This is a genomic window from Streptomyces broussonetiae (assembly GCF_009796285.1).
GTDB lineage: Bacteria > Actinomycetota > Actinomycetes > Streptomycetales > Streptomycetaceae > Streptomyces > Streptomyces broussonetiae.
The window spans coordinates 7542362-7566955 of sequence record NZ_CP047020.1; the positions used below are offsets into that span (position 1 = coordinate 7542362).

General features: G+C 73.1%; 24 protein-coding genes. 18 read left to right on the top strand and 6 right to left on the bottom strand.

Annotation, left to right across the window (positions count from 1 at the left end):
• The first annotated feature begins 53 nt into the window (after positions 1 to 53).
• On the top strand, positions 54 to 743 hold the full coding sequence (locus tag GQF42_RS34645; RefSeq protein WP_158926571.1) for a GvpL/GvpF family gas vesicle protein: 690 nt from the start codon (positions 54 to 56) through the stop codon (positions 741 to 743).
• A gap of 30 nt (positions 744 to 773) precedes the next feature.
• On the opposite strand, the gene GQF42_RS34650 is transcribed toward GQF42_RS34645, so the two are convergent.
• Entirely contained in the window at positions 774 to 1595 is an 822-nt protein-coding gene (locus GQF42_RS34650) for a class I SAM-dependent methyltransferase (protein WP_158926573.1), read from the bottom strand.
• Positions 1596 to 1805: 210 nt separating this feature from the next.
• On the opposite strand from GQF42_RS34650, the gene GQF42_RS34655 reads away from it, so the two are divergent.
• The 6 genes from GQF42_RS34655 to GQF42_RS34680 all read left to right on the top strand — a co-directional run bounded on the left by GQF42_RS34655 (position 1806) and on the right by GQF42_RS34680 (position 8335).
• Entirely contained in the window at positions 1806 to 2462 is a 657-nt protein-coding gene (locus GQF42_RS34655) for a histidine phosphatase family protein (protein ID WP_158926575.1), read from the top strand.
• Positions 2463 to 2668: 206 nt separating this feature from the next.
• Positions 2669 to 4288, top strand: coding sequence for an ABC-F family ATP-binding cassette domain-containing protein (locus tag GQF42_RS34660; protein WP_158926577.1), 1620 nt, complete (start codon positions 2669 to 2671; stop codon positions 4286 to 4288).
• A gap of 116 nt (positions 4289 to 4404) precedes the next feature.
• On the top strand, positions 4405 to 4743 hold the full coding sequence (locus tag GQF42_RS34665; RefSeq protein ID WP_158930910.1) for a DUF6158 family protein: 339 nt from the start codon (positions 4405 to 4407) through the stop codon (positions 4741 to 4743).
• A 509-nt stretch (positions 4744 to 5252) separates the two neighbouring features.
• A complete protein-coding gene (locus GQF42_RS34670; RefSeq protein ID WP_158926579.1) occupies positions 5253 to 5630 on the top strand; it encodes a hypothetical protein in 378 nt (125 codons plus the stop codon).
• A 216-nt stretch (positions 5631 to 5846) separates the two neighbouring features.
• Positions 5847 to 7085, top strand: a complete 1239-nt coding sequence (locus GQF42_RS34675) for an aminotransferase class I/II-fold pyridoxal phosphate-dependent enzyme (protein ID WP_158926581.1) — start codon at positions 5847 to 5849, stop codon at positions 7083 to 7085.
• Positions 7086 to 7099: 14 nt separating this feature from the next.
• Positions 7100 to 8335, top strand: coding sequence for an MBL fold metallo-hydrolase (locus tag GQF42_RS34680; RefSeq protein WP_407699507.1), 1236 nt, complete (start codon positions 7100 to 7102; stop codon positions 8333 to 8335).
• Here GQF42_RS34680 and GQF42_RS34685 read toward each other — a convergent pair.
• Both GQF42_RS34685 and GQF42_RS34690 read right to left on the bottom strand, forming a co-directional pair.
• Positions 8298 to 8930: a DedA family protein gene (locus GQF42_RS34685; RefSeq protein ID WP_375994684.1), complete on the bottom strand. Its 633-nt coding sequence runs from the start codon at positions 8928 to 8930 to the stop codon at positions 8298 to 8300. The two genes, GQF42_RS34680 and GQF42_RS34685, sit on opposite strands and share 38 nt — an antisense overlap.
• The gene (locus tag GQF42_RS34690) at positions 8927 to 9700 is read right to left on the bottom strand and encodes an MBL fold metallo-hydrolase (protein ID WP_199273127.1); all 774 of its coding nucleotides are present in this window, start codon (positions 9698 to 9700) and stop codon (positions 8927 to 8929) included. Before GQF42_RS34690 ends, GQF42_RS34685 begins: the two co-directional genes overlap by 4 nt.
• An 85-nt stretch (positions 9701 to 9785) precedes the next feature.
• On the opposite strand from GQF42_RS34690, the gene GQF42_RS34695 reads away from it, so the two are divergent.
• The 3 genes from GQF42_RS34695 to GQF42_RS34705 all read left to right on the top strand — a co-directional run bounded on the left by GQF42_RS34695 (position 9786) and on the right by GQF42_RS34705 (position 13121).
• Positions 9786 to 10217: a hypothetical protein gene (locus GQF42_RS34695; RefSeq protein WP_158926583.1), complete on the top strand. Its 432-nt coding sequence runs from the start codon at positions 9786 to 9788 to the stop codon at positions 10215 to 10217.
• 261 nt (positions 10218 to 10478) lie between these two features.
• A complete protein-coding gene (locus tag GQF42_RS34700; protein WP_407699536.1) occupies positions 10479 to 12536 on the top strand; it encodes an alkaline phosphatase family protein in 2058 nt (685 codons plus the stop codon).
• A 159-nt stretch (positions 12537 to 12695) separates the two neighbouring features.
• Entirely contained in the window at positions 12696 to 13121 is a 426-nt protein-coding gene (locus tag GQF42_RS34705) for an OsmC family protein (protein WP_158926587.1), read from the top strand.
• Positions 13122 to 13304: 183 nt separating this feature from the next.
• Here GQF42_RS34705 and GQF42_RS34710 read toward each other — a convergent pair whose 3' ends face one another.
• Together GQF42_RS34710 and GQF42_RS34715 are read right to left on the bottom strand one after the other, a co-directional pair.
• Positions 13305 to 14168: a helix-turn-helix domain-containing protein gene (locus GQF42_RS34710; protein ID WP_158926589.1), complete on the bottom strand. Its 864-nt coding sequence runs from the start codon at positions 14166 to 14168 to the stop codon at positions 13305 to 13307.
• 119 nt (positions 14169 to 14287) lie between these two features.
• Complete coding sequence (locus tag GQF42_RS34715; RefSeq protein WP_158926591.1) at positions 14288 to 15121, bottom strand: helix-turn-helix domain-containing protein; 834 nt, start codon at positions 15119 to 15121, stop codon at positions 14288 to 14290.
• Positions 15122 to 15151: 30 nt separating this feature from the next.
• Here GQF42_RS34715 and GQF42_RS34720 point away from each other — a divergent pair, with 30 nt between their 5' ends.
• The 7 genes from GQF42_RS34720 to GQF42_RS34750 all read left to right on the top strand — a co-directional run bounded on the left by GQF42_RS34720 (position 15152) and on the right by GQF42_RS34750 (position 22993).
• Positions 15152 to 16264, top strand: a complete 1113-nt coding sequence (locus GQF42_RS34720) for an ADP-ribosylglycohydrolase family protein (RefSeq protein WP_407699508.1) — start codon at positions 15152 to 15154, stop codon at positions 16262 to 16264.
• A gap of 121 nt (positions 16265 to 16385) precedes the next feature.
• Positions 16386 to 16691: a 4a-hydroxytetrahydrobiopterin dehydratase gene (locus tag GQF42_RS34725; protein ID WP_158926593.1), complete on the top strand. Its 306-nt coding sequence runs from the start codon at positions 16386 to 16388 to the stop codon at positions 16689 to 16691.
• Positions 16692 to 16696: 5 nt separating this feature from the next.
• Entirely contained in the window at positions 16697 to 17482 is a 786-nt protein-coding gene (locus GQF42_RS34730; protein ID WP_158926595.1) for a class I SAM-dependent methyltransferase, read from the top strand.
• A 300-nt stretch (positions 17483 to 17782) separates the two neighbouring features.
• Positions 17783 to 19255, top strand: coding sequence for a cellulose binding domain-containing protein (locus GQF42_RS34735; RefSeq protein ID WP_158926597.1), 1473 nt, complete (start codon positions 17783 to 17785; stop codon positions 19253 to 19255).
• 28 nt (positions 19256 to 19283) lie between these two features.
• Positions 19284 to 21008: a glycoside hydrolase family 6 protein gene (locus tag GQF42_RS34740; RefSeq protein WP_158926599.1), complete on the top strand. Its 1725-nt coding sequence runs from the start codon at positions 19284 to 19286 to the stop codon at positions 21006 to 21008.
• 232 nt (positions 21009 to 21240) lie between these two features.
• Positions 21241 to 22176 carry a class I SAM-dependent methyltransferase gene (locus GQF42_RS34745; protein ID WP_158926601.1) on the top strand — a complete coding sequence of 312 codons (936 nt, stop codon included), beginning with the start codon at positions 21241 to 21243 and terminating at the stop codon, positions 22174 to 22176.
• Positions 22177 to 22291: 115 nt separating this feature from the next.
• Entirely contained in the window at positions 22292 to 22993 is a 702-nt protein-coding gene (locus GQF42_RS34750) for an SDR family oxidoreductase (RefSeq protein WP_158926603.1), read from the top strand.
• Positions 22994 to 23006: 13 nt separating this feature from the next.
• Here GQF42_RS34750 and GQF42_RS34755 read toward each other — a convergent pair whose 3' ends face one another.
• Positions 23007 to 23714 (bottom strand): glycoside hydrolase family 75 protein, encoded by a 708-nt coding sequence (locus GQF42_RS34755; protein WP_158930918.1) that lies wholly within the window; start codon positions 23712 to 23714, stop codon positions 23007 to 23009.
• A gap of 225 nt (positions 23715 to 23939) precedes the next feature.
• On the opposite strand from GQF42_RS34755, the gene GQF42_RS34760 reads away from it, so the two are divergent.
• The gene (locus tag GQF42_RS34760; RefSeq protein WP_233273556.1) at positions 23940 to 24554 is read left to right on the top strand and encodes a hypothetical protein; all 615 of its coding nucleotides are present in this window, start codon (positions 23940 to 23942) and stop codon (positions 24552 to 24554) included.
• Positions 24555 to 24594: the final 40 nt, after the last annotated feature.

A 24594-nucleotide genomic window follows, 5' to 3' on the forward strand; every position in this document is an offset into this window, starting at 1 on the left:
GCCGGGCGCGCCGGGCGCGCGAGCCGTCGCGTGCGAAACGGAATGGAGAGACCATGAGCGGACTGCGGTACGTCTACGCCGTCTGCCGCCCCTTCGACACACCCCTGCAGGTCCAGCTCACGGGCGTCGCGGGAGCCCCGCCGGGTCTGCTGCGCCACCGCGGGCTGATCGCGGTCGTCAGTAGCGTCCCCGCGGCCGACTTCGGCGAGGAGGCCCTCCAGGCCCACCTGGAGGACCCCGCCTGGCTGGCCGCGGCCGTCCGCGCCCACCAGGGTGTGATCGCCGCGCTGACCACCGTCACCACACCACTGCCGCTGAGGTTCGCGACCGTCTGCGAGGACGACAGCGTGGTGCGCACGCTGCTCGAGACCCACGAGGAAGCCTTCCGGCGCGTCCTGGACCGGCTGGAGGGCCAGGTGGAGTGGAGCGTGAAGGTGTACACGGAGCCCGCGACCGCCACCGTGGCCGGCGCCCTCTCCAGGCCCGCCGAGGCGCTCGCCCGGTCCCTGCACGAACGCCTCGCCGGGCGCGCGGAGGCCTGCCGGGTGCACGACCCGAAGGAGTGCGCCCTGCCCGGACCCGCGCCCCACAGCCTCCTGGACGCGGCCTATCTGGTGCCCCGCACGCACTGCGAGGAGTTCGTGGAACTGGTCGACCGCACCCGGGCCGAGGAGCCCGGGATCCGGGTCGAACTCACCGGCCCCTGGGCCGCCTACTCCTTCACGGGCGAGGACGCACGCTGACCCCGCCCACCCCTCCTCGGCCTTCCTCGCTCAGCCCTCCTTGCGGCACAGGATCTCCCCGTGCAGCACGGCGAACCAGCCGTCCTCCTGCCGGCCCCACTCCCGCCACGCCTCGGACACCGCCTGCAGCTGCTCCGACGTCGCATGGCCGCCCTGCGTGGCGCGTTCGGCGTACGAGGAGGCCAGGGTGCGGTCCGCCCACAGGCCGCTCCACCAGGCCCGCTCCTCGGGCGTGGCGAACGTCCAGGCGGTGGCGGTGGCGGTGACGTCCCGCAGCCCGGCGGCCCGCGCCCACGCCTTGAGCCGGCGCCCGGCGTCCGGCTCACCGCCGTTCGCGCGGGCCACGCGCTCGTACAGGTCCAGCCAGCCGTCCAGGCCGGGCACCGCCGGGTACCAGGTCATCGTCGCGTAGTCCGCGTCGCGTACGGCGATGAGCCCGCCGGGCTTCGTCACCCGGTGCATCTCGCGCAGCGCCTGCACCGGGTCGCCGACGTGCTGGAGCACCTGGTGGGCGTGGACCACGCAGAAGGTGTCGTCCGGGTGGTCCAGGGCGTGGACGTCGGCGACCGCGAAGTCGACGTTGGTCAGCCCTCGCGCGCTCGCGGCGGCCCGGGCCTGCTCCAGGACGCCCGGGGCGGCGTCGACACCGGTGACATGGCCGTCGGGGACCAGCTCCGCCAGGTCCGCCGTGATGGTCCCGGGGCCGCAGCCGATGTCCAGGATCCGCATGTGGGGCTTGAGCGAACCGAGCAGATAGGCCGCGGAGTTGGCGGCGGTCCGCCAGGTGTGCGAACGCAGCACCGACTCGTGGTGCCCGTGCGTGTAGACGGCGGTCTCCTGCGCTTTCGGCATGACGGTTCCCCTTCACCTCTGGTCTGCCGGTGTGGGCATCACCGTACGCCCGCATGTCGAATAATGAGATATCTGTATTGGCATATGGACTGACGGTCTGTCGGTTCGCCTGCGGCCGACCGCGTGTCGAACAGGTTGGTTACCCTGAAGCGCCCGTTCGCCGCGTGCGCGTCCGCCGGGCGTCCGACCGACACGACAGGAGATCCCCGGATGCGTCTGCTCCTCGTCCGCCATGGCGAGACCCCGTCCAACGTGAACCATCTGCTGGACACCGCCGTACCCGGACCGGGGCTGACGCCGCTCGGCGAGGCACAGGCCGCCGCGCTGCCCGAAGCGCTCGCCGGTGAGGACATCGAGGCCCTCTACGTCTCCACACTGCTGCGCACGCAGCTGACCGCGGCCCCGCTGGCCGCCGCCCGGGGCCTCGCGGTGATCGTCCGCGACGGCATCCGCGAGCTGTCCGCCGGCGACCTGGAGATGCTGCCGGGACACACGCCCGAGGGCGAGCGGTACCTGCGCACGGTGTTCGCGTGGGCGGCCGGGGACACCGCGCTGCGCATGCCCGGCGGCGAGAGCGGCGCGGAGGCCCTCGCCCGGTACGACGCCGTCGTCGCCGAGGCCGCGGCGAGCGGCGCCGGCACCGTCGCCATGGTCAGCCACGGCGCCGCGATCCGCGTGTGGACCGCCGCCCGCGCCGACAACGTCGACGTGGCCTTCGCCGCCGCCCGTCCCCTGGAGAACACCGGCGTGGTGATCCTCGAGGGCTCCCCGTCCGACGGCTGGAAGGTGCTGTCCTGGCAGGGCGCCACGGTGGCACCGGCCGGCGAGACCGGTCCGGCCGGGGAACCGCTCGACACGGAGGCATGACGGCGGGACGGACGGCGCAGGGGCGGCGAGGCGAGCGGCCCCTGGGCGCCGGGCACCGGGCGCCCGGGCGTGCCGGACCGCCGGGTGCGGTGCGCCGCCGGATGCGGTGCGCCGCGGGGTGTGGGAGCGCCGTGGGCCCGGTCCTGCCGTCAAGGGCGGATTAAGAGTTTGCCCCGGCTACGGGCCGCCCCGCACAATGCCTGCTCATGGGACATCTGGAAGCCGCGCACCTCGAGTACCACCTCCCCGACGGGAGGACTCTCCTCGGGGACGTCTCCTTCCGGGTCGGCGAAGGCTCCGCCGTCGCCCTGGTCGGCCCCAACGGCGCCGGCAAGACCACCCTGCTGCGCCTGATCTCCGGCGAGCTGAAACCGCACGGTGGCACCGTCACCGTCAGCGGCGGCCTCGGCGTGATGCGCCAGTTCGTGGGCTCCGTACGTGACGACACGACCGTGCGTGACCTGCTCGTCTCCGTCGCCCCGCCCCGCATCCGAGAGGCCGCCCGGGCGGTCGACGAGGCCGAGCACGCCCTCATGACCGTCGACGACGAAGCAGCCCAGCTCGCCTACGCCCAGGCCCTCGCGGACTGGGCGGAGGCACGCGGCTACGAGGCCGAGACCCTGTGGGACATGTGCACCACCGCCGCACTCGGCATGCCCTACGAACGCGCCCAGTGGCGCCAGGTGCGCACCCTGTCGGGCGGCGAGCAGAAACGCCTCGTACTGGAGGCACTGCTGCGCGGCACCGACGAGGTGCTGCTGCTGGACGAGCCCGACAACTACCTCGACGTGCCGGGCAAGCGCTGGCTCGAGGAGCAGCTGCGGGAGACCCGCAAGACGGTCCTGTTCGTCTCCCACGACCGCGAACTCCTCTCCCGCGCCGCCGAGAAGATCGTCTCCGTGGAACCGGGACCGGCCGGCGCCGACGCCTGGGTCCACGGCGGCGGTTTCGCCACCTACCACGAGGCCCGCCGCGAACGCTTCGCCCGCTTCGAGGAACTGCGCCGCCGCTGGGACGAGAAGCACGCCCAGCTGAAGAAACTCGTCCTGAACCTCCGTCAGGCCGCCGCCGTCAGCCACGAGATGGCCTCCCGCTACGCCGCCGCCCAGACGCGCCTGCGCAAGTTCGAGGAGGCCGGACCGCCCCCGGAGCCGCCGCGCGAGCAGGACATCACCATGCGCCTCAAGGGCGGCCGCACCGGCGTACGGGCCGTCACCTGCGAAGGACTCGAACTGACCGGCCTGATGCGGCCGTTCGACCTGGAGGTCTTCTACGGCGAACGGGTCGCCGTCCTCGGCTCCAACGGCTCCGGCAAGTCCCACTTCCTGCGCCTGCTGGCCGGCGACGACGTGGCGCACACGGGGGAGTGGAAGCTCGGCGCACGGGTCGTACCCGGCCACTTCGCCCAGACCCACGCCCACCCCGAACTCCACGGCCGCGCCCTCCTCGACATCCTGTGGAAGGAGCACGCCCAGGACCGGGGCGCCGCCATGTCGAGACTGCGCCGCTACGAACTGACCCAGCAGGCGGAGCAGGCCTTCGACCGACTCTCCGGCGGCCAGCAGGCCCGCTTCCAGATCCTCCTGCTGGAGTTGCAGGGCGTCACCGCACTGCTCCTGGACGAGCCCACCGACAACCTCGACCTGGAGTCGGCCGAGGCGCTCCAGGAGGGCCTGGAAGCCTTCGACGGCACGGTCCTCGCGGTCACCCACGACCGCTGGTTCGCCCGCTCCTTCGACCGCTACCTGGTCTTCGGCACCGACGGCCGGGTTCGCGAGACCCCGGAACCGGTCTGGGACGAACGCCGGGTGGAACGCGCCCGCTGACTCCGGCGGACCACCCCCGCTGCGCCCGGTCGGCCGCATCCGCGGACCGCCGGGCGGCGGGGGAGCGCGCCCGCCGGGCCATCGCAGGCCCCGCACCCCGGATGTTCGTACAGTGGATGCAGGAATGCCGGCTCCCTGGTTTCGTCCCGGAAAACGCCCGGGCCCGGGACCACGGACACGACGAGCGGGGCACCACCATGACCGGAGTCGAGCCCAGCCGACTGGACGACCAGCAGCTCATGAAAGAGCTGGAGACGATCCACCGCACGCGCCACGACACCCTCCTGTACGGCTCGAACGACGCACTGCGGGCCCACAACGAGCGCATGGCGCAGCTGGAGGGCGAATACCTGCGCCGCAACCCGCGCCGTCTGGTCAGCGCGGGCCGCACCCGCGAGGGCGCCCGGGAACGCTGCTGCGGCGAGGCGACGGTTCCGCGCACCTCCGGCACCTGACCGGTACCTCCTGCCGGCTCCGGGCCGCCGCACTTCCCCGGCCATCGCGCGGACGCCCGTGGCCGGCCTCCGCCCGCAGCCCCGGGCAGGCCCGCAGCCCCGGGCAGGCCCGGAACCCCGGGCAGGCCCGGAACCCCGGGCAGGCCCGGAACCCCGGGCAGGCCCGGAACCCCGGGCAGGCCCGGAACCCCCGGCAGGCGGGCGAGGGCTCCGGCACCGTGTGGACCGGTACTCGGTGCTGTGCTCTCGGTGCTCTCGGTGATCTCCTGCGTCGGCACAGCCCCGAGCACGACGTCGTAGGGGCCGCCGTGCGCCCGTGTCACCCGCCTGGCCGTCCGTGTCCCGCGAATGGGGTCCGGCCGCGCGCGGTGCGCCGCGGCACGGGCTGAGATGGCAGCGAGGGCACACCCCGTGCCCCGGCCCCGTGCCCGGTACCCGTGGCGCCGCCCGGAAGCGCCGCCGTACCGCCGCCGGGCCGACCCGCCGCAGCTCGCCGAGGAGCCAGCCCCATGCGCCGCACCGCCCGCGCCCTGTCCGTCGTCCTCGCCGCCGGTGCCGTGCTCGCCCTGGCCGGTCCCGCCGCCGGTGCGGATCCCGCCGTCCGGGCGCGCCCCGGCCCCGGTACCGTCTCCCGGGACTGCGCTTCGGCCACCGGACCGCTGCCGGGCGCGGAGTCCTGCTCCGGCCGGCACGCCTGTACCGACGACTTCCCCTGTGCCCCGGCCGGTGTGCCGCACGGCGTCCGGGCCGGTCAGGGCGGCAGCTTCACCGACTCCGTCCCCGCTCTGGTCGCCGGTGGCATCCTCGTCGCCACGGCGTGCGCCGGAGCCGGCCACCGGCTGTACGGCCACCGGCGCATCACGGCCCACCGGCCCACCGGGGTGTGACCGGGCCACCAGCCGATGCCACGGCGCCCACACACAACCGAGACCCGCCACAACCGACACCCACCACAACCGATCCCCACGCACAACGACACCCATCCACAACCGGCACCCACCCCACCACGGCACACGACACAGCAGCCCACGACGACACGGCCACCCACACCGCACCGCCCGCAGCGGGCGGCACACGGCACCACGGACTGCGCGGAGGCGGACATGCGGCGGACGGACCCCGAGGACCACGGACCCGTCCGCTACGGCCCCCCGCTCCCGGGCGACGGCCTGCCCGTGCTCCCCGAGCTGGCCGCCGTGCTCGCCGCCGCCGCGGGCCGCGCCGAGGCCCAGCCCGTCGGCGGCGCCCCCGCCCTGCTGGAAGCGGCCTGCGGCTACTGGACCCGGCGCGGCCTGCTCACCGTCCCCGACCAGGTGGCGTCCGGCCCCGGCGCCCCCGCCCTGCTGCTCGCCCTCACCGCCGCGCTCGCCTCGGACGGCGCCGACATCCTCGTACCCCGCCCCTGTGCCGCCTGGTGGGCGCCGTACGCCCGCGTGCTCGGCCGGCCCACCTTCCATGTGCCGACCCCCGCCGAGAGCGGGGGAGTGCCCGACCCCTACGCCCTGCTGGAGACCGTCCGCCGGGTGCGCACCGAGGGCGGCGACCCACGGCTGCTCGTGCTGTCCGTCGCCGACGACCCCACCGCCACCGTCGCCCCGCCCGAACTGCTGCACGAGACCGTCGAAGTCGCCACCGCCGAGGGCCTGCACCTGGTCAGCGACGAGACCTGGCGCGACACCCTGCACCAACCGCACGGCACCGTCCTGCTCAGCCCCGCCGAGATGCGGCCCGACCGGGTCACCGTCGTCACCGACCTCGCCGGCTCCCTGCTGCCCCCCGGCTGGCCCGCCGCCGTCGCCCGCTTCCCCGCGACCCGGACCGGACTTCACCTCCACGCGCGCGTGCTCGACATCCTCACCGCGCTCGGCGCACGCGTAGCCGCCCCGGTCGCCGCCGCGGCCGGCTACGCCCTCGACGAACCTGCGCCCGTCACCGAGCGCCGCGAGGCCACCGTGCGGCTGCACGCGCGCGCAGCCGCGGCCGCGCATGCCGCGCTCCTCGCCGCCGGCGCCCTCGTCCGCCCCCCGCAGGCCGGCCGCCACCTGTACGCCGACCTGGGCCCGCTGCGTGAACGCCTCGCCGCACAAGGAGTCGGTGACGCACAGGAGTTGGAGGACCTCCTCACCGCCCGGCTCGGGATGCCCGCCCCTGGCGGCCACCGCTTCGGCGACGACCTCGGCGCACTGCGCGTACGGCTCGCCACCGGACCCCTGCTGGGTGGCACGGACGAAGAACGCGCGGAATGCCTCACCTCACCCGTTCCGTTGGAACTGCCACACGTGCAACGTGCGTTGATCTCCTTGACCACGGTCCTCGACGAACTCCGCGACGACGCTCAGTGATGGGAGCCGCCTCGATGACGCAGCAGACGCACGAGCCCGGATCGGCCCCGACGACCCCGTCGCACCCGACGCCTCCCATGTCCCCGACGACTCCCGCATCCCTGACCGGTGCCACGCTCACCACCCCCCTCGCACCCCCGTTCCCCCCGCTCGCCGAGCCCCGCCCCCTGGGCGAACACCGCGTGTGGCCACGGACGTTCCACGACCGGCTCACCGCCCCGCTGCCCGGCCTCAAAGCACTCGCGCGCTTCGCCCGCGAAGGCGCCGTACGGCCCGGCCGCGACGGCCTCGCCGACATCCCCCGCCTCCCCGTCGCACCCGCCCCGCTGCCTTCCGCCGACTCCCGTACCCTCGCCGTCACCTGGGCCGGACACGCCAGCTGGATCATCCGCATCGGCGGCCTGACCGTCCTCACGGACCCCGTCTGGTCCCGCCGCATCCTCGGCACCCCCGCCCGCATCACCCCGGTCGGCGTCCCCTGGGACAGCCTGCCCCGCATCGACGCCGTCGTCATCAGCCACAACCACTACGACCACCTCGACGCCCCCACCCTGCGCCGGCTCCCGCGCGCCACACCGGTGTTCGCCCCGGCCGGGCTCGGCCGCTGGTTCCGCCGCCGCCGCTTCTCCTGCGTCACCGAACTGGACTGGTGGGAGGGAGCCGAACTGGCCGGAGTCCGCTTCGACTTCGTCCCGGCCCATCACTGGTCCAAGCGCGGCCTCACCGACACCTGCCACAGCCTGTGGGGCGGCTGGATCCTCACCAACGGCGACGGCCGGCGCCTGTACTTCGCCGGCGACACCGGCTACGGCCACTGGTTCTCCCGCATCGGCCGCCGCTACCCCGGCATCGACCTCGCCCTCATGCCCATCGGCGCCTACGACCCCCGCTGGTGGCTCGGCGACGTCCACTGCGACCCCGAGGAAGCCGTCCGGGCCACCCTCGACCTCGGCGCCCGCCGCATGGCCCCCATGCACTGGGGCACCTTCGTCCTCTCGGCCGAACCGGTCCTGGAACCGCTCACGAGAGTGCGGGCGGCCTGGGAGAAGGCGGGGCTGGAGCGCGAAGACCTGTGGGATCTACCGGTGGGAGCTTCGAGCGTGCTCGGCGGGAGCGCCCCGCGAGGGGCGCGGGGAACTGCGCGATCCACCACGACGAACCCGCACCCCGAATCGCACACCCACCCCGAAACGCACACCCACCCCGACGGCGCTACCGAAACCGCCGCACCACACTCGGCACCGCACTGATCACCACGGTCAGCCCCACCGCCACCACAACCCCCTCCCAGGGCTCGCTGAACAACGAACCCCCCAGGATCCCGATGACCTGATACGTCGCCGCCCACGCCAGGCACGCCGCCACATTCCCCCGGCCGAACCGCCTGAGCGGCCAGTCAGCCATCAGACAAGCCAACATCACCGGAATACGACCGGCCGGCACCAGCCGGGACAACACCAGCACCGCGACCCCGTGCTCGGCCAACCTCCCCCGCGCCGAGGCCAGCGCAGCGTCCGGAGCCCGCGACCGGATCACCTCCAGCCACCGCGACCCGCCCCGCGACCGCATCCCACGCCGCCCCAGCCAGTACAGCGCCCCGTCCCCCAAGAACGCGGCCAGCGACGCCGTCACGAACACCAGGGCCAGCGAGAACGGCGCCGTCTGATGGAACGCCACCACCGCCGCCGAACTCACCAGCGCACCTGTGGGCACCACCGGCACCAGCGCACCGACCAGCACGAGCAGGAACAACGACGGATACCCGGCCGCCTGCTGCGTCGACTCCGGCGGCACCGCCGACGTCGACACGGCGGCGAGCACCGCCGTGCAGGCCGGCCGGGTCACCGTGCGACCTCCAGCCGCACACGCTCCCCGTGCCCCAGCCGGTACACCGCCACCTGCGGCGCGACCACCGCCGCCAGCCGTACGAACTCCTCGCCCGGCGCATGGAACTCGTGCGGCCGTACCGCCTCCATGCCGATCGGCCAGTACGTCCCGTAGTGCACCGGCACCGCCACCCGCGGCGCCAGCCGGGCCAGCGCCCGCGCGGCCCGCCCCGCGTCCAGATGCCCCTCACCCAGGAACGGACCCCAGCCCCCCACCGGCAGCAACGCCACGTCCACCGGCCCGACCCACTGCGCCATCGCGTCGAACAGCCCCGTGTCCCCGGCGAAATACGTCCGCGCCTCGCCCTCCACGACGAACCCCAGCGCCGGCGAACGACGCGGACCCACCGGCAGCCGTCGCCCGTCGTGCAACGCGGGTACCACCCGGATCAGCGCCTCGCCGACCCGCACCTCGTCCCCCGGCTCCACCTCCGTCATCCGCACCTGGCGCAGACGGCGCAGCGCGGGCACCGCCCGTGGCGCGCCCCGGGGCACGAGCAGGCGCGTACCCGGGGCGAGCGAGGCCAGCGAGGGCACATGCAGATGGTCGGCATGCAGATGGGACACGAGCGCCACGTCCGCGCGCCGCGCCCCGGCCGGCGGCACCTCCCCCCGGCGCCGCCGCAGATGCGCCAGCCGGCGTGCGAACAGAGGATCGGTCAGCACCCGTATGTGCCCGTCCTCGACCGTGCAGGTGGCATGACCCCACCAGGTGATCTCCACCGGCACCCTCTTCGCCTCCTTCACGCGACTCCCCGAAGCCTACGGGCAGGAGTAGGGTCGGCGAGGAAACCCGGAGGTGAGGGGGGACGCCATGGGACACCCGCAGGCCGCCTCCGACGTGCCCAGGCCCGTGCGCGTCACTGCCATCGCGAGCCTGACCCCGCTGGAGGAACTGGAAGCCGACCCCTTCCTCGTCGACTCCCGCAGCCAGCACGCCATGTGCGCCCGCTGGGCCGCCGAACACGGATACGTGGTCGCCCGGGAACTCCTCGTCGGCGGACTGCGCTTCGACCACTGCGCCCTGTGGGACGGTGTCCGCCCCGGCGTCGACGTCTTCGTCGCCCCCAGCCTGCGGGTCCTGCAACGGGCCCTGTCCTCCGTCGAGGCCTTCACCGCCGAATGCGCCCGGCGCGGCGTACGGGTGGAGACGGTCGGCCGTGCCGAACCCGCCTACGACGCTCAGATGAAGGCCCACGTCCACCGTCGGCTGTCCATGCCGACGGCCGGCTACGACGGCCGCTGACCGAGCCGGCCCCGGCCACCCCCGCCGCACGCGACCGGCCGGCGTTCCCACCCGGTATGACAAGGTGGAGAGCCACGGCCCGCTCGGCCGGCGAAGCAGGACGCGGTCCTCCTGCCCGGAGCGGAGCCCGGAGCCCGGGCGGCGCGGAGGACCAGAACGCGAGGTGTACAAGGCGTGCGAGGCCTACAAGGCGTGCGATGGCGGCAGGCCACCCGTCAGATCGGACGGAGCGTCACCGTATGGGCGGCCTCCACCGCCACCATGCTGGTCCTCGCCGGCCTTCTGCCCGACTTCCAGCTCCAGTCCGCCGACGGCGACAGCGCCACCCGGATCGCCGTCACCGCCGCGTGCGGTGCCGGCGCCTTCGGCGTCCTGTCGGCCGTGGTCTGGCCACTCCTGGTCCGCCTTCTGCTCCTCGTCCCCGCCTTCGTTCTCGGCCTGCTCGTCTTCTTCCTCAACGGCTCGTTGCTGCTGCTCGCCCTGCGCATCAACCCCTCCGGCCGCGGCGCCGTCGCCCCCGAGACCGCCGTCATCGTGGCCGCCGTGATGTCCGCCGTCGCCTCGGCCACCGGCGCCGCCCTCGCCGTACGCGACGACGAGACCTACCGTCGCCGCCTGCACCGCCTTGCCACCCGCCGGCGCAGATCCGACCCGCCCTGCCCCACCACCCCCGGCCTGGTCTTCGTCCAACTCGACGGTGTGGGCCACGACGTCCTGACGGACGCGGTGCGCAAGGGGCTGATGCCGACGGTGGGCCGATGGCTGGCGACGGGCGACGGTGGGCAACCGACGGACGGCGTACGGACGCTCGGCGGTCGGCAGTCGGCGGACCACGGCACACGGCCGACCCACCGCCTCACCCCCTGGCGCACCGACTGGTCCAGCCAGACCGGTGCCAGCCAGCTCGGCATTCTGCACGGCAGCACCTTCGACGTGCCGGCGTTCCGCTGGTACGAGAAGGACCGCGGGGAGGTGATGGTGTGCAATCGGCCGACGAGCGCCGCCGAACTCCAGCGCCGCGCCGTCGTACGCACGGGCGACGGCGGACTGCTCAGCGTCGACGGCGCCAGCCGCGGCAACCTGTTCAGCGGCGGTGCCGGTGAACAGGCCCTCGTGCTGTCCATAGCGGCCCGCCGCCGCAGCCGGGAGAACCGTTCCCGCGCCGGATACTTCGCCTACTTCTCCGACCCCGCGGGCGCCGTCCGTACCGCCCTGTCCTTCGTCGCCGAGGTGGCCCGCGAGATCGGCCAGTCCACCCGCGCCCGGCTGCGCAGACAGCGCCCCCGGATCGGCCGCGGCGGCCTCTACCCCCTCGTGCGGGCCTTCGCCACCGTCGTCGAACGGGACGTCGTCGTCGCCGCGGTGATGGGCGACATGCTCGCCGGCCGCACCGCCGTCTACGCCGACCTGGTCGCCTACGACGAGGTCGCCCACCACTCCGGCCCGCACAGCCGGGACGCCGAGAAGGTCCTGCAACGTCTCGACCGGGCCCTCGCCCTGCTCCAGCGGGTCGCCGAACACGCCCCACGCCCCTACCGCATCGTCGTCCTCTCCGACCACGGGCAGAGTCCCGGCGAGACCTTCCACGCGCGCTACGGCCTCACCCTCGGCGACCTCGTCCGGGCCGGGTGCGGGCTGCATGTGCCGCGCCGGGCCGAACACACCCACAGCGGTGCCGAGGCCCGCGCCGCCGTCCGTGCCGCGCTGCGCCGGCCCGTGGCGGACAGGAGCGACGAGCACCGGCCCGACCGGGGCCGTGAGCCGATCGTGCTGGCCTCCGGCAACCTCGGCCTGGTCTCCTTCCCGGACGTCGACCACCGCATGACCAAGGAGGAGATCGACGCCCGCCACCCCGCCCTGCTCACCACCCTCGCCAACCACCCCGGCATTGGGTTCCTGCTGGTGCGCAGTGCGGAGCACGACGGTGTGGTGCTGGGCGCCCACGGCGTCGAGATCCCGCTGGCCGCGCTCGACGACGACCCCGGGCCGCTGGCGCGCTTCGGCCCCGGCGCCGCCGACGCCGTCCGGCGCACCCACTCCTTCCCGCACACCGCCGACATCATGGTGAACTCCGCCCACGACCCCGCCGACGGCGAGGTCCTCGCCTTCGAGGAGCAGATCGGCTCCCACGGCGGCCTCGGCGGCGCCCAGTCCCGCCCGTTCCTGCTCTCCCCGCTCGACCTGTCCGCGCCGGTCGGGCAGCGGGAAGAACTGGCCGGCGCCGAGCACGTGCACCGCGTCCTGCGCCGCTGGCTGCGTGAACTCAACGGCCCCGAGATCCCGCTGACCGCCCCCGCCGAGGAGGAGCGGGCGGCCTGAGCCGGCCGTGCGCGACCGGACGGGCCACGTCATCCGCCGTTCACCGCGCGTGGGCCGGTCTTGGGCGTGCGCGGGGCCCGGATGTGATCGGATAGGGACAGGGAAACCCGGAGACGGAAACCCCGGAAACGGGACCGACCATCCGCGAAAGGAACCACCGTGGCCACCACGCGCACCGCGCACACCGTCTGGGAAGGCAACCTGCTCCAGGGCAGCGGCACTGTCTCCCTCGACTCCTCCAACATCGGTACCTACGACGTCACGTGGGCCTCGCGCGCCGAGCAGCCGAACGGCAGGACCAGCCCCGAGGAGCTGATCGCCGCCGCCCACTCCAGCTGCTTCTCGATGGCCCTCTCGCACGGTCTGGCCGGCGCCGGCACCCCGCCCAGGCAACTGGAGACCAAGGCCGAAGTGACCTTCCAGCCGGGCGAGGGCATCACCGGCATCCACCTCACCGTGCGCGGCGAGGTGCCGGGCCTGGACGCGGAGGGTTTCGCCTCGGCCGCCGAGGACGCCAAGAAGAACTGCCCGGTCAGCCAGGCCCTGGCCGGTACGACCATCACGCTCACGGCCGAGCTGGCCTGACACCCGTACGTCCCGGATGCCGCGTCCCGTTGCCGGGGCGCGGCATCGCCGTTCCCGGGCACGCGCCCACCCCGGCATTGACGGCACCGTACGTACGTCCTGTGCTGGGAGTGCCGAAGGCGCCCTGGCGGAAGGGGACGCCCGCTGTGTCCCCGGCCGTGTGAGCGGCGCGACCGGGGTCCCTCACAGGCTGCTGCGGAACTCCCGCAGCAGCGCCTGCGTGCGCTGCGTCGACGCGGCCCGCGCCGTCATGTGGTCCAGCACTTCCAGATGGGCCGAGACCTCGCGGCGCGAGTCCAGGTACAGGGCACCCGTCAGGTACTCGGTGAACACCATGTCCGGCAGCTCCGGCTCGGCGAACCGGAACAGTGTGAACGGCGCGTACGTCCCCGGATGCGGGCCCGCGGCGAACTCGGCGACCTGGAGCGTGACCCGGTCCCGCTCGGCGTACTCCAGCAGCTTGTCCACCTGGTCGCGCATCACCTCGCCGCGCACGCTCACCGGGCGCCGCAGCACCGTCTCGTCCATGATCACCCAGAGGTGGGGCGAGTCCTCCCGCTCCAGCAGCCGCTGCCGCTCCAGGCGCAGCGACACATGCCGCTCGACCGACTGCGGCGAGCTGTGCCCGATCGTGCCGGCCTCCAGCACCGCACGCGCGTACTGCTCGGTCTGCAGCAGGCCGGGTATGAAGTGCGGCTCGTAGGAGCGGATGATCCGGGCGGCGCCCTCCAGGCTGACGTACAGGCTGAACCACTCCGGCAGCACGTCGTGGAACCGCTGCCACCAGCCCGGCTGGTTCGCCTCCTCGGCCAGCCGCACGAACGCGACCGCCTCCTCCTCGGCCACCCCGTACGTCTCCAGCAGCACCTGCACGTACGGGATCTTCAGCGCGACCTCGGCCATCTCCATCCGCCGTACGGTCGCCGACGCCACCCTGAGGACCTGGGCGGCCTCCTCGCGGCTCAGGCCCGATGCCTCGCGCAGTTCCTGCAGCCGCTTGCCGAGCACCACCTGGCCCACGGTGGGCGCAGCCCGACGCTCACTCACGCCACGCCTCCCCTACGCGCCTAAGTACCCGGGCAGTCTGCCATGTGATCCTCTCTCGCACACGGGTCCGAGGAGAACCGGAGGCGACTTCGAGCGGAACCGGGCCTACGGCGGTGCGGTCAACCGGTGAACGTGTTCAGGTACTTGGCAGTCGCCGGGTCCGCCGGCAGGAACGTCTCGATGGCGAGTTCGGCGACCGTGACGTCCATGGGGGTGTTGAAGGTGGAGATCGACGACACGAACGACAGGATCCGGCCGTCGTGCTCGATGCGCAGCGGCAGCGCGAAGTACGCGACGGGCTCGGTCGGTTCGTCGTCCGCCGCGTCCTCGGGCACCGGGTACGCCTTCACCTCCTCGTACAGGGCGCGCAGTTGTTCCGAACGCTGCAGGGCGATCTGCCGCTCCATCTGCTCCAGCAGATGCCCGCGCCACTCGCGCAGATTGCGGATGCGAGGTGCCATCCCCTCCGGGTGCAGGGTCAGCCGCATCGCGTTCGGCGCCGGTGAGTACAGCTTGTCCGCCACGCCGTCCAGCAGCATCGCGATGCCCCGGTTCGCGGCCACGACCGTGTAGGTGGCGTCGACCACCAGCGCGGGGTAGGGCTCGTAGCCCTGGATGAGTCGCTCCAGGCCGCCGCGCAGCGCGTCCAGCGCCGGGTCGTCCAGCGGGGTCTCCGGATAGTGCGGTGCGTAACCGGCCGCCAGCAGAAGGGAGTTGCGTTCGCGCACCGGCACCTCCAGATGCTCGGCGAGCCGCAGGACCATCTCCTCGCTCGGCCGGGAGCGGCCGGTCTCGATAAAGCTGATGTGCCGCGCCGAGGAGTCGGCGCGCAGCGCCAGTTCCAGCTGGGAGACCCGGCGCCGCTCCCGCCAGGCGCGCAGCAGCGGGCCGACACCCTTGTCGGCGGCGGGGGTGGTGGCGGACGCGGAGGGGCCGGTGGCGACAATGGTCATACGTCCGACCGTAGTCGAGGAGATGCCGAGTTGCGCAGGATCGAGCCGTCGACGACACCGTGGCAGCCGTCGTCCCTTCAGACGGCGGCCGTGTACCGGGCCAGGGTCCGTGGTTGTCTGCTCGGCGGCGCGCTCGGTGACGCGCTCGGCTACCCCGTCGAGTTCGCCTCCCTGGACCGGATCCGCGCCGCCCACGGTCCGCGCGGCGTCACCGGCCTGGTACCCGGCGCCCACGGCGCGATCGGGCTGATCAGCGACGACACCCAGATGACCCTGTTCACCGTCGAGGCCCTGATCCAGGCCCATGCGCAGCGGCGCGAGCGGGGCACCGACGACGCCTGGCCCCTGCTGCTGCGCCGGGCCTACGAACGCTGGCTGCAGACCCAGTCCAAGCCCGGCCCCGAGCAGCCGACAGCGCCCTGGCCCGACGCGCCGGCGGGCGGCGGCCTGGTCGGCGAGGCCTGGCTGTACTCCCGCCGCGCCCCCGGCAACGCCTGCCTGTCCGGCGTCGCCCAGGGGTACGCACCCGACCCCGCGCTCCCGCTCGACGGCACACCGGGCGAGGTCAACCCCGACTCCAAGGGCTGCGGCACGGTCATGCGCTCGGCCCCCTTCGGCCTGGCCGGCTCCGCCGAGGCGGCCTTCGCCATGGCGGCGCGCGGCGCCCGGATCACCCACGGCCACCCCACCGGCTCCTATGCGGCCGGTGCGTTCGCCGCGATCGTGGCGCACCTGGTCGGCGGGGAGTCCCTGGAGGGCGCGGTGCTGCGCACCCTGCGGCTGCTGCAGCGGCACCGCGGCCACTCGGAGACCTCGGACGCCCTGCGCGAGGCCCTGGACCTGGCCACCGACGGGACACCGACGGCCGAGAAGGTCGAGTCCCTCGGCGCGGGCTGGGTCGCCGAGGAGGCCCTCGCCATCGGTGTGTACGGCGCGCTCGCCGAGCCCCGCCCCGAACAGGCGCTGCTGCTGGCCGTCAACCACTCGGGCGACAGCGACTCCACCGGCTCGATCTGCGGCAACCTCCTCGGCACGCTGCACGGCGACACCGGTCTGCCGCACGACTGGGTGGCCCGGGTGGAGGGCCGGTACCGCATCGCCGCGCTCGCCGACGACCTGGCGGCCGAGTACGCACGCGGCTGACGGCGCCTTCACGGCGGAGTAGGCGCGCGGCCGGCGTGGCAGGCTGAACGTGGACCTGCACCTGCACCTGATCCGAAATCCGAACCCCGCCGTCCCGCCGCCCCGAAGGGAGCCGAAGGCCATGGCCGTGGAACCGCTGTCGCAGAAGGAGATCGAGGACCGGCTGGCGGAGCTGCCGGGCTGGTCGGTGGAGGAGGGCCGGCTGACCCGCTCCTACCGGCTCGGCTCGCATGTCGCGGCGGCGGCGTTCGTCATGCACATCGCCGCCGTCCAGGACGAGCTGGACCACCACTCCGACCTCACCCTCGGCTACCACACCGTCCTTCTCAGCGTGCACACGCACAGCGCGGGCGGCGCCCTCACCGAGAAGGACTTCGGTCTCGCCCGCAGGGTGGAGGACGTCGCCCCAGGTCACGGCGCACACTGACAGGCGTGCTCGATTACGACAAGGAAGCCGACGCCTACGACGCGTCCCGCGGCGGCGAGGCTCGCGCCCACGCCGCCACCGAAGCCCTGCTCGACCTGATCCCCGAGGGGCCGGGCCGGCTGCTCGACGTGGCCTGTGGCACCGGCATCGTCACTCGGCGGCTGGCCGCCCGCCGCCCCGCGCTGCGGGTGACCGGCGCCGACCTCGCCACTGCCATGGTCCGCCGGGCGGGGGCGAGGCTGCCGGGCGCGATCGTCCGCGCCGACAGCCGCCGCCTGCCCTTTCCCACCGGCGGATTCGACGCCGTCATCAGCATCTGGCTGCTGCACCTGCTGGACGACGCCGAGGACGCCCGCGCCGTCGTCGCCGAGTGCGCCCGGGTGCTGAGGCCCGGCGGGATCTACGTCACCACCGTCGACAAGGCCGCCGCGCACGACGTCGGCAGCGACATCGACTCCGTCCTCGCCTCCCGCCCGCGCCGCCCCGCCCAGGACGCCGCCGCCACCGTCACCGCGCACGCCGCCCGGCACGGGCTGGAACCGGCCGGCGCCACCAGCTTCCGCGGCGTCGGGCAGGGCCGCAGCCCCCGCGCCACCATCGCCGATCTGCGCCGCGGCTGGTTCACCCAGCTGGCGCCGGACGGGCCGCGCACCGAGGAGTTCGCGACGCGCCTCGCGGGCCTTCCGGACCAGGACCGCCCACGGCCGGACCCGGTGTTCGAGGTGCGTGCCTACCGCAAGCCGACCACGGACCGACTCCCACACCTTCCGTGCGAGCCGCGGAAACCGTGAACGCGACGGCCGGGCGGTCCCCTGTGTCGTGGGGACCGCCCGTCGCGGTACAGGGGCCAGTGGCGGGGCGACTGCCCGGGCCCGGAACCAACCAGTGGGAGCGCTCCCATAGTGGAGACGGCCCGGTGCGCGGTCAAGGTGCTCGAAGAGTCGAAAAGATTCGACGGACACCCTTGCGGAAAAGTCGGCAACTCCCCTGGGCATCCAAGCCACTTGGCGCTACCTTCCTTCGCACCAGTGGGAGCGGTTCCAGTCAGTCGACGCGCCTGTGACGGCGCGCCAAACTGCAAGGAGTCGCTCATGCGACACCCCCCGCGTTCAGTACTCTTGTCCACCGCCGGCGCGGGCGCGCTCATCGCGGGCGCGCTCGTCCCGGTGGTGTCGGCCCAGGGGGCCACGCCCGCCTGCACGGTGGAGTACTCCGTCACCAACCAGTGGGCCGGCGGCTTCCAGGGCTCGGTGACCATCACCAACAACGCCTCGGCACTGAGCAGTTGGCGGCTCGCCTTCGACTTCGCCGACGGCCAGCAGGTGACCCGGGGCTGGAACGCCACCTGGTCCCAGTCCGGCGCCACCGTGACCGCGGCCAACGAGAGCTACAACGGCTCCCTCGGCTCCGGCGCGCGCGTGACCACCAACTTCCTCGGCTCCTGGGCGGGCAGCAACGCCGCACCGACGGCCTTCACGCTCAACGGCACGACCTGCGCCCTCGACGGGGAGCCCCCGCCGACCCCGCCGGCCTCCCCGCCCTCGAGCGGCACCGCGCCCGCCCTGCACGTCTCGGGCACCGGGCTCGTGGACGCCTCCGGCACGGCGCACCGGCTGCTCGGCGTCAACCGCTCCGGCGGCGAGTTCATGTGCGTGCAGGGCCACGGCATCTGGGACGGACCGGTGGACGACACGGCGATCCAGGCCATCGCCGACTGGAAGGCCGATGCGGTCCGCATCCCGCTCAACGAGGAGTGCTGGCTGGGCCTTTCCGGCATCAAGCCCGAGTACGGCGGCGCCGCCTACATCAGCGCCGTGAAGGACCTGGTGACCCGCGTCGAGGCCCACGGCCTGACGCCGGTCCTCGACCTGCACTGGTCCTACGGCCAGTACACCGGCAACTCGGCCGGCTGCTCCGACATCCACGCCACCTGCCAGAAGCCGATGCCCGACGCGCAGTACAGCCCGTCGTTCTGGGCGTCGGTGGCGAACACCTTCAAGGACGACCCGGCGCCGGTCTTCGACCTGTTCAACGAGCCGTATCCGGACCGGGCGACCACCGACCCGGCCGATGCCTGGAGGTGCTGGCGGGACGGCGGGACCTGCCCCGGGATCTCGTACGAGGTCGCCGGCATGCAGGATCTCGTCGACAGTGTCCGCGGTACCGGATCCAGGAACGTCATCATGGTCGGCGGTCTGGCGTACGCGAACGACCTCAGCCGGTGGACCGCATACAAACCCACCGCCCCGGCAGGCAACCTCGCCGCCTCCTACCACGGCTACAACTTCAACGCCTGCGCGAGCGAGAGCTGCTGGAACTCCACCCTCGCCCCGGTCGCGGACCAGGTGCCCCTGATCGCCGGCGAGATCGGCGAGAACACCTGCGCGCACGGCTTCGTCGATCAGGCCATGAAGTGGTTCGACGCCCACAACCTGTCCTACCTCGGCTGGACCTGGAACACCTGGGACTGCTCCTCGGGGCCGTCCCTGATCTCCGCCTACGACGGCACACCCACCGCCTACGGCACCGGGCTGCGCGACCACCTGCGTGCCCTCAACCCGTAACCCGCCACGGAAGAAGGAACCCGCACTGATGAGCCGTAACAGAACCTCACTGCTCGCAGCCCTGGCGCTGGTCGCCGGGACCATGGGGACGGCACTGCTTCAGACACCGGCAGGTGCCGCCACCGACGCCGTCCCCTGCACCGTCGGCTACACGGTGCAGAACCAGTGGGACACCGGCTTCACCGCCGCCGTCACCATCACCAACAACGCTGCCGCCAAGTCGAGTTGGTTGCTCAGGTGGAGCTACGCCGGCGACCAGAAGGTCACCAGCGGCTGGAACGCCGGGATCAGCCAGAGCGGCAGCGACGTCACCGCCGCCAACGAGAGCTACAACGGCGCGCTGGCGAACGGCGGTTCGGTCAGCTTCGGCTTCAACGGCAGCTACACCGGCACCAACGCCGTGCCGGCCGTGTTCACCCTCGACGGTGTCGCCTGCAACGTCGACGACGGCAGCGGCGGGGGAGGCGGCACGGGCGGCGGAACCGGCGGCCCCACCGACGGCCGCGTCGACAACCCCTATGCCGGAGCCAAGGTCTATGTGAACCCCGAGTGGTCCGCGCGGGCCGCCGCGGAACCGGGCGGCAGCCGTGTCTCCAGCCGGCCCACCGCCGTCTGGCTCGACCGCATCGCCACGATCGACGGCGTCAACGGAGCCATGGGCCTGCGCGACCATCTCGACGCGGCCCTCCGGCAGAAGGGCTCGGGCGACCTGGTCGTCCAGCTGGTCGTCTACGACCTGCCCGGCCGCGACTGTGCCGCCCTCGCCTCCAACGGCGAACTCGGCCCCGACGACATCGACAAGTACAAGAGCGACTACATCGACCCGATCGCCTCGATCCTCGCCGACCCGGCCTACGCCTCCCTCAGGATCGCCACCATCATCGAGCCCGACTCGCTGCCGAACCTGGTCACCAACGGCGGCGGTACCGACACCAGCACCGCCGCCTGCGAGACCATGAAGTCCAACGGCAACTACGAGAAGGGCGTCTCCTACGCCCTGCAGAAACTCGGTGCGATCCCGAACGTCTACAACTACGTGGATGCCGCCCACCACGGCTGGCTCGGCTGGGACACCAACCTCGGCCCGGCCGTGCAGGAGTTCCACAAGGTGGCCACCACCAACGGCGCCGATGTGCACGACGTGGCCGGGTTCATCGTCAACACGGCCAACTACAGCGCCACCACGGAGCCGTACCTCAAGGTCGGCGACACGGTGAACGGCACGAGCGTGCGCCAGTCGAAGTGGGTGGACTGGGACCAGTACGTGGACGAGCAGTCCTACGCCCTCGCGCTGCGCTCCCAGCTGGTCTCGGCGGGCTTCGACTCCGGCATCGGCATGCTGATCGACACCTCCCGCAACGGCTGGGGCGGGACCGCCCGGCCCACCGGCCCCGGCCCGCTGACGTCGGTTGACGACTATGTCAACGGCAGCAGGACCGACCGGCGCATCCACGTCGGCAACTGGTGCAACCAGAGCGGCGCCGGTCTCGGTGAACGGCCGACCGCCGCCCCGGCCGCCGGTGTCGACGCCTATGTGTGGGCCAAGCCGCCGGGGGAGTCGGACGGCTCCAGCACAGCCATCGCCAACGACGAGGGCAAGGGCTTCGACCGGATGTGCGACCCGACGTACGGCGGCAACGCCCGCAACGGCAACAACCCCACTGGCGCCCTGGCGAACGCGCCGCTGGCCGGGCACTGGTTCTCCGCCCAGTTCCAGCAGCTGATGCAGAACGCCTACCCGCCGCTGTCGTAGGCACGGCGCGATGAGCGTCCGCCGGGGTCGGCCCGCCCCTGGGTCCTGGCCCCGGCGGATCGCGCGTGCACCGGTTCGCCGTCCACGAGGCCTCGTCGTGCTGTCACGGGCCCTCACCGCGCACCCACGTTTTTTGCGGTACCGGCAATTTCTTTGCGGCACCGGCAACAGAACTGGCCCCCTGGGGGAGCGCCGTCGCACGCTGGCGGCAACCCAAGGAGAGGCGGCCACCATGGCATACGACCACCACGACGACCACGGGCACCCCGCGCACCACAGTCACAGCCACACCCAGCCCCACAGCCACGGTCAGGGGCACGGGGACGACGTCGACTGGGCCGCCATGGCGTCGCTGCTGGAGACGGAGGCCGAGGCGCACACCCCCGCCTACGAGCGCGCGCTGGCCTGGCTGGGCGAGGAGGTGGCCGAACCCGGGCTGATCGTGGACGCGGGCAGCGGGCCCGGAGTGATCGCCTGCCTGCTCGCGCAGACCTTCCCCGGCGCGCGGGTGGTCGCCGCCGACGGCTCCGCCCGGCTCCTGGAGCGTGCCCGTGCCCGGGCCGACCGGCAGGGCGCCGCCGACCGCTTCGACACCATCACCGGTGAACTCCCCGATTCCCTCCAGGAGTTGGAGTATCCGGCGGATCTGCTGTGGGCCAGCCGCAGCCTGCACCACCTCGGCGACCAGAAGGCGGCGCTCACCGCGTTCGCCGCCCGGCTCGCTCCCGGCGGCACGCTCGCCATCCTGGAGGGCGGCCTGGCTGCCCGCTATCTGCCCCGCGACCTGGGCTTCGGCCGCCCCGGACTGCAGACCCGTCTCGACGCCGCCCAGGAGGACCGGTTCGCGACGATGCGTGCGCAGCTGCCCGGCTCGGTCGCCGAGACCGAGGACTGGCCGGCCCTGCTTGCCGCCGCGGGCCTGAAGCACACCGGCACCCGCAGCTTCCTGCTCGACATCCCCGCCCCCGTGCCCGAGCGGGCCCGCGCTTTCGTCGTCACCGCGCTCACGCGTGCCCGGGACGGGTACGCCGGGGCCCTGGACGCCGAGGACCGCGCCACCCTCGACCGGCTCCTCGACCCCGCCGACCCCGGCAGTGTCCACCGCCGCCCCGATGTGTTCCTGCTGGCGGCCCACACCGTGCACCGGGCGGTACGGCCGGTGGCCTAGCGGGCCGACGGCGGGCGAGGGTGCGGCCGGTTCCCGGGCCGTGGGCGGACGCTTGACCTCGAGCGCGCTCCACGTGATGAACTCCCCGGCGTCACCGACACACGAGGGGGAACCCGTGAACGACTCTCCGGTCGCACTGATCACCGGCGGCGCCACCGGCATCGGCGCCGCCGTCGCCCGGCAACTGCTCGCCGCCGGCCACCGGGTGACCGTCACCGGCCGCAGCGAGGCCCGGCTGCGGGACTTCGCCGACGGCCTCGGCCGGCCCGAGGAACTGCTGACGGTCGCCGGTGACGCGGCTGTGTTCGACGATGTGCAGAATGCTGTCGGCCGTACGCTCAAGGCGTACGGCCGACTGGACACCGTCGTCGCCAACGCAGGCTTCGCCACCCACGACACCGTCGCCGAGGGCGACCCGGCCGGCTGGACCGAGATGGTCCTCACCAACGTCCTCGGCCCGGCCCTGCTCGTCCGTGCCTCCGTCGAGGCGCTCAAGGAGACCCGCGGCCGGATCGTCCTCGTCGGCAGCGTCGCCGGCTTCGTGAACACCCCGGGCAATCTCTACGGGGCCACGAAGTGGGCGGTCACCGGGCTCGCCGAGAACACTCGGCGCCAGGTCACGGAGTTCGGGATCGGTGTGACGCTGGTCGCCCCCGGCCGGGTGGAGACCCCGTTCTGGGACGGCAACGGCAGCCTGCCCCCGGGGCGTCTGCTGAGCGCCGACCAGATGGCCGACTCGGTGCTCTGGGCGATCCGCCAGCCGGCCGGGGTCGACGTCAACACCGTGGTCGTACGTCCGCTGGGGCAGCCCAACTGACGTACGGCGCACGTCAGTTGTTTGCGAGGAACTGCTTGGCCAGCTGGTCCCCGAGCGAGACCGCGGCGCTGTGGCTCTCGATCGGGGAGACCTTGGAGTTCTTGAACAGGATGTAGGTCACGCCCGAGTCGGCGCCACCGGTGGCCGGGTCGGGGTCGATGCCGAGCGCCTTGGCGGTGGCGTACGACGCCTCACCGATGATCTTCGTGGGGCCGGTGTCGCCGACGACGGCGTACTCCACCTTGTTGTTGTAGATGACGGCCACGACGCCGCCGCCCTTGATGCCGGCGCTGGAGTAGTTCCAGATACTGCTGGAGCTGGGCACCACGACGTACGGGAGCGACTCCGCCTTCAGCGGCTTGCCGTCGGACTGGTGGAAGGCGGTGTCGTCCTGGTACCAGGGGTCGCGGTCCTCGTTGCAGTTGGTGGTGCGCTGGCCGTCGCAGTCGATGTCCATGTCGGCCTTCCAGAACACCGCGCCGTTCTTGCCGCACACCGGGACCGTGGCCGACGTCTCGTCGTCGGTCTTGTACTTGCCGTTGGAGATCTGCGAGCAGGACTTCACCTTGGCCAGCAGGTCGGCGGCGCTGACCGAGCCCTCCTGGGCCGAGGCCGGGCCGGACCTCGGCGACGGGACGGCGGACGCGTGCGCGGGGAGCACTCCGGCGGCGAGCAGGGCGGCCCCGGAGGCCGCGGCGAGAGTCAGCGTTCGAAGGCGCACTGTGGGGGGCACGTGGGGGACCCTTCTGTTAGGAAAGTTTCCTTACCGGGTGCCGTACACCGTGGACCCATGTACATGTCCTCGTCAAGCCTCCGGTTGCGAAGTCCCGAAACCTGTGCGTATTGCGGTGATTTACGTACGCCGCAAGACTGAAGAGGAGTTATTTCTCCGGATATGTCTGCCGCCGTCGGCCCGGCTCGGTCACGGCTCCGGGAGGTGAGAGGCATGTTGTTCGTCCGCACGGTGTACGCGACCGGCGATCCGGCACAGCTGGGCACGGCGATCCGGGTCCTGAACACCCAGGGGCACGACCTGCTCGAGGAACGGCCCGGCTTCAGGGGCGCGGGCGTCTTCGTCGACCGGGCTCTTGGCACCCTGCTCTCGGTGAGCTGGTGGGAGTCGGTCGAGGCGCGTGACAACAGCGACGAGGTGATGCGCGAGCGGCGGCCGGCGTTGCTGCATCCGTTCGCCGGGACCGTTGCGGTCGAGAACTACGAGGCCACGGTCTTCCCCGTCGGGCACCGGCCGCTCACCGGCGGCGGGATGCGGCTGACGCGGCTGGAGTTCGCGCCCGCGGACGCGGATCTGGTCGCCGACACCTTCCACGGGGGCGTGCTGCCCCGCCTGGAGGTGCTGCCCGGATTCGCCGGGGCGGCGCTGTTCCTGGACCGCGAGCGCGGGCGCGGCATGACCGGGGTTCTCTTCGCGGACCAGCACGCGCTCGTCGCGTCCCGCTCACGCCAGGCGGCCGTCCGGCGCGAGGGCGTGGCCAAGGCTCATGTCGCGGTCGTCGCCCTGGAGGAGTTCGAGATCGTGCACGCGGACGTGCGGGCAGACTGAGCCGTGCGACGTGCGGCCCTTGCGACGGAGCACGGCCGCA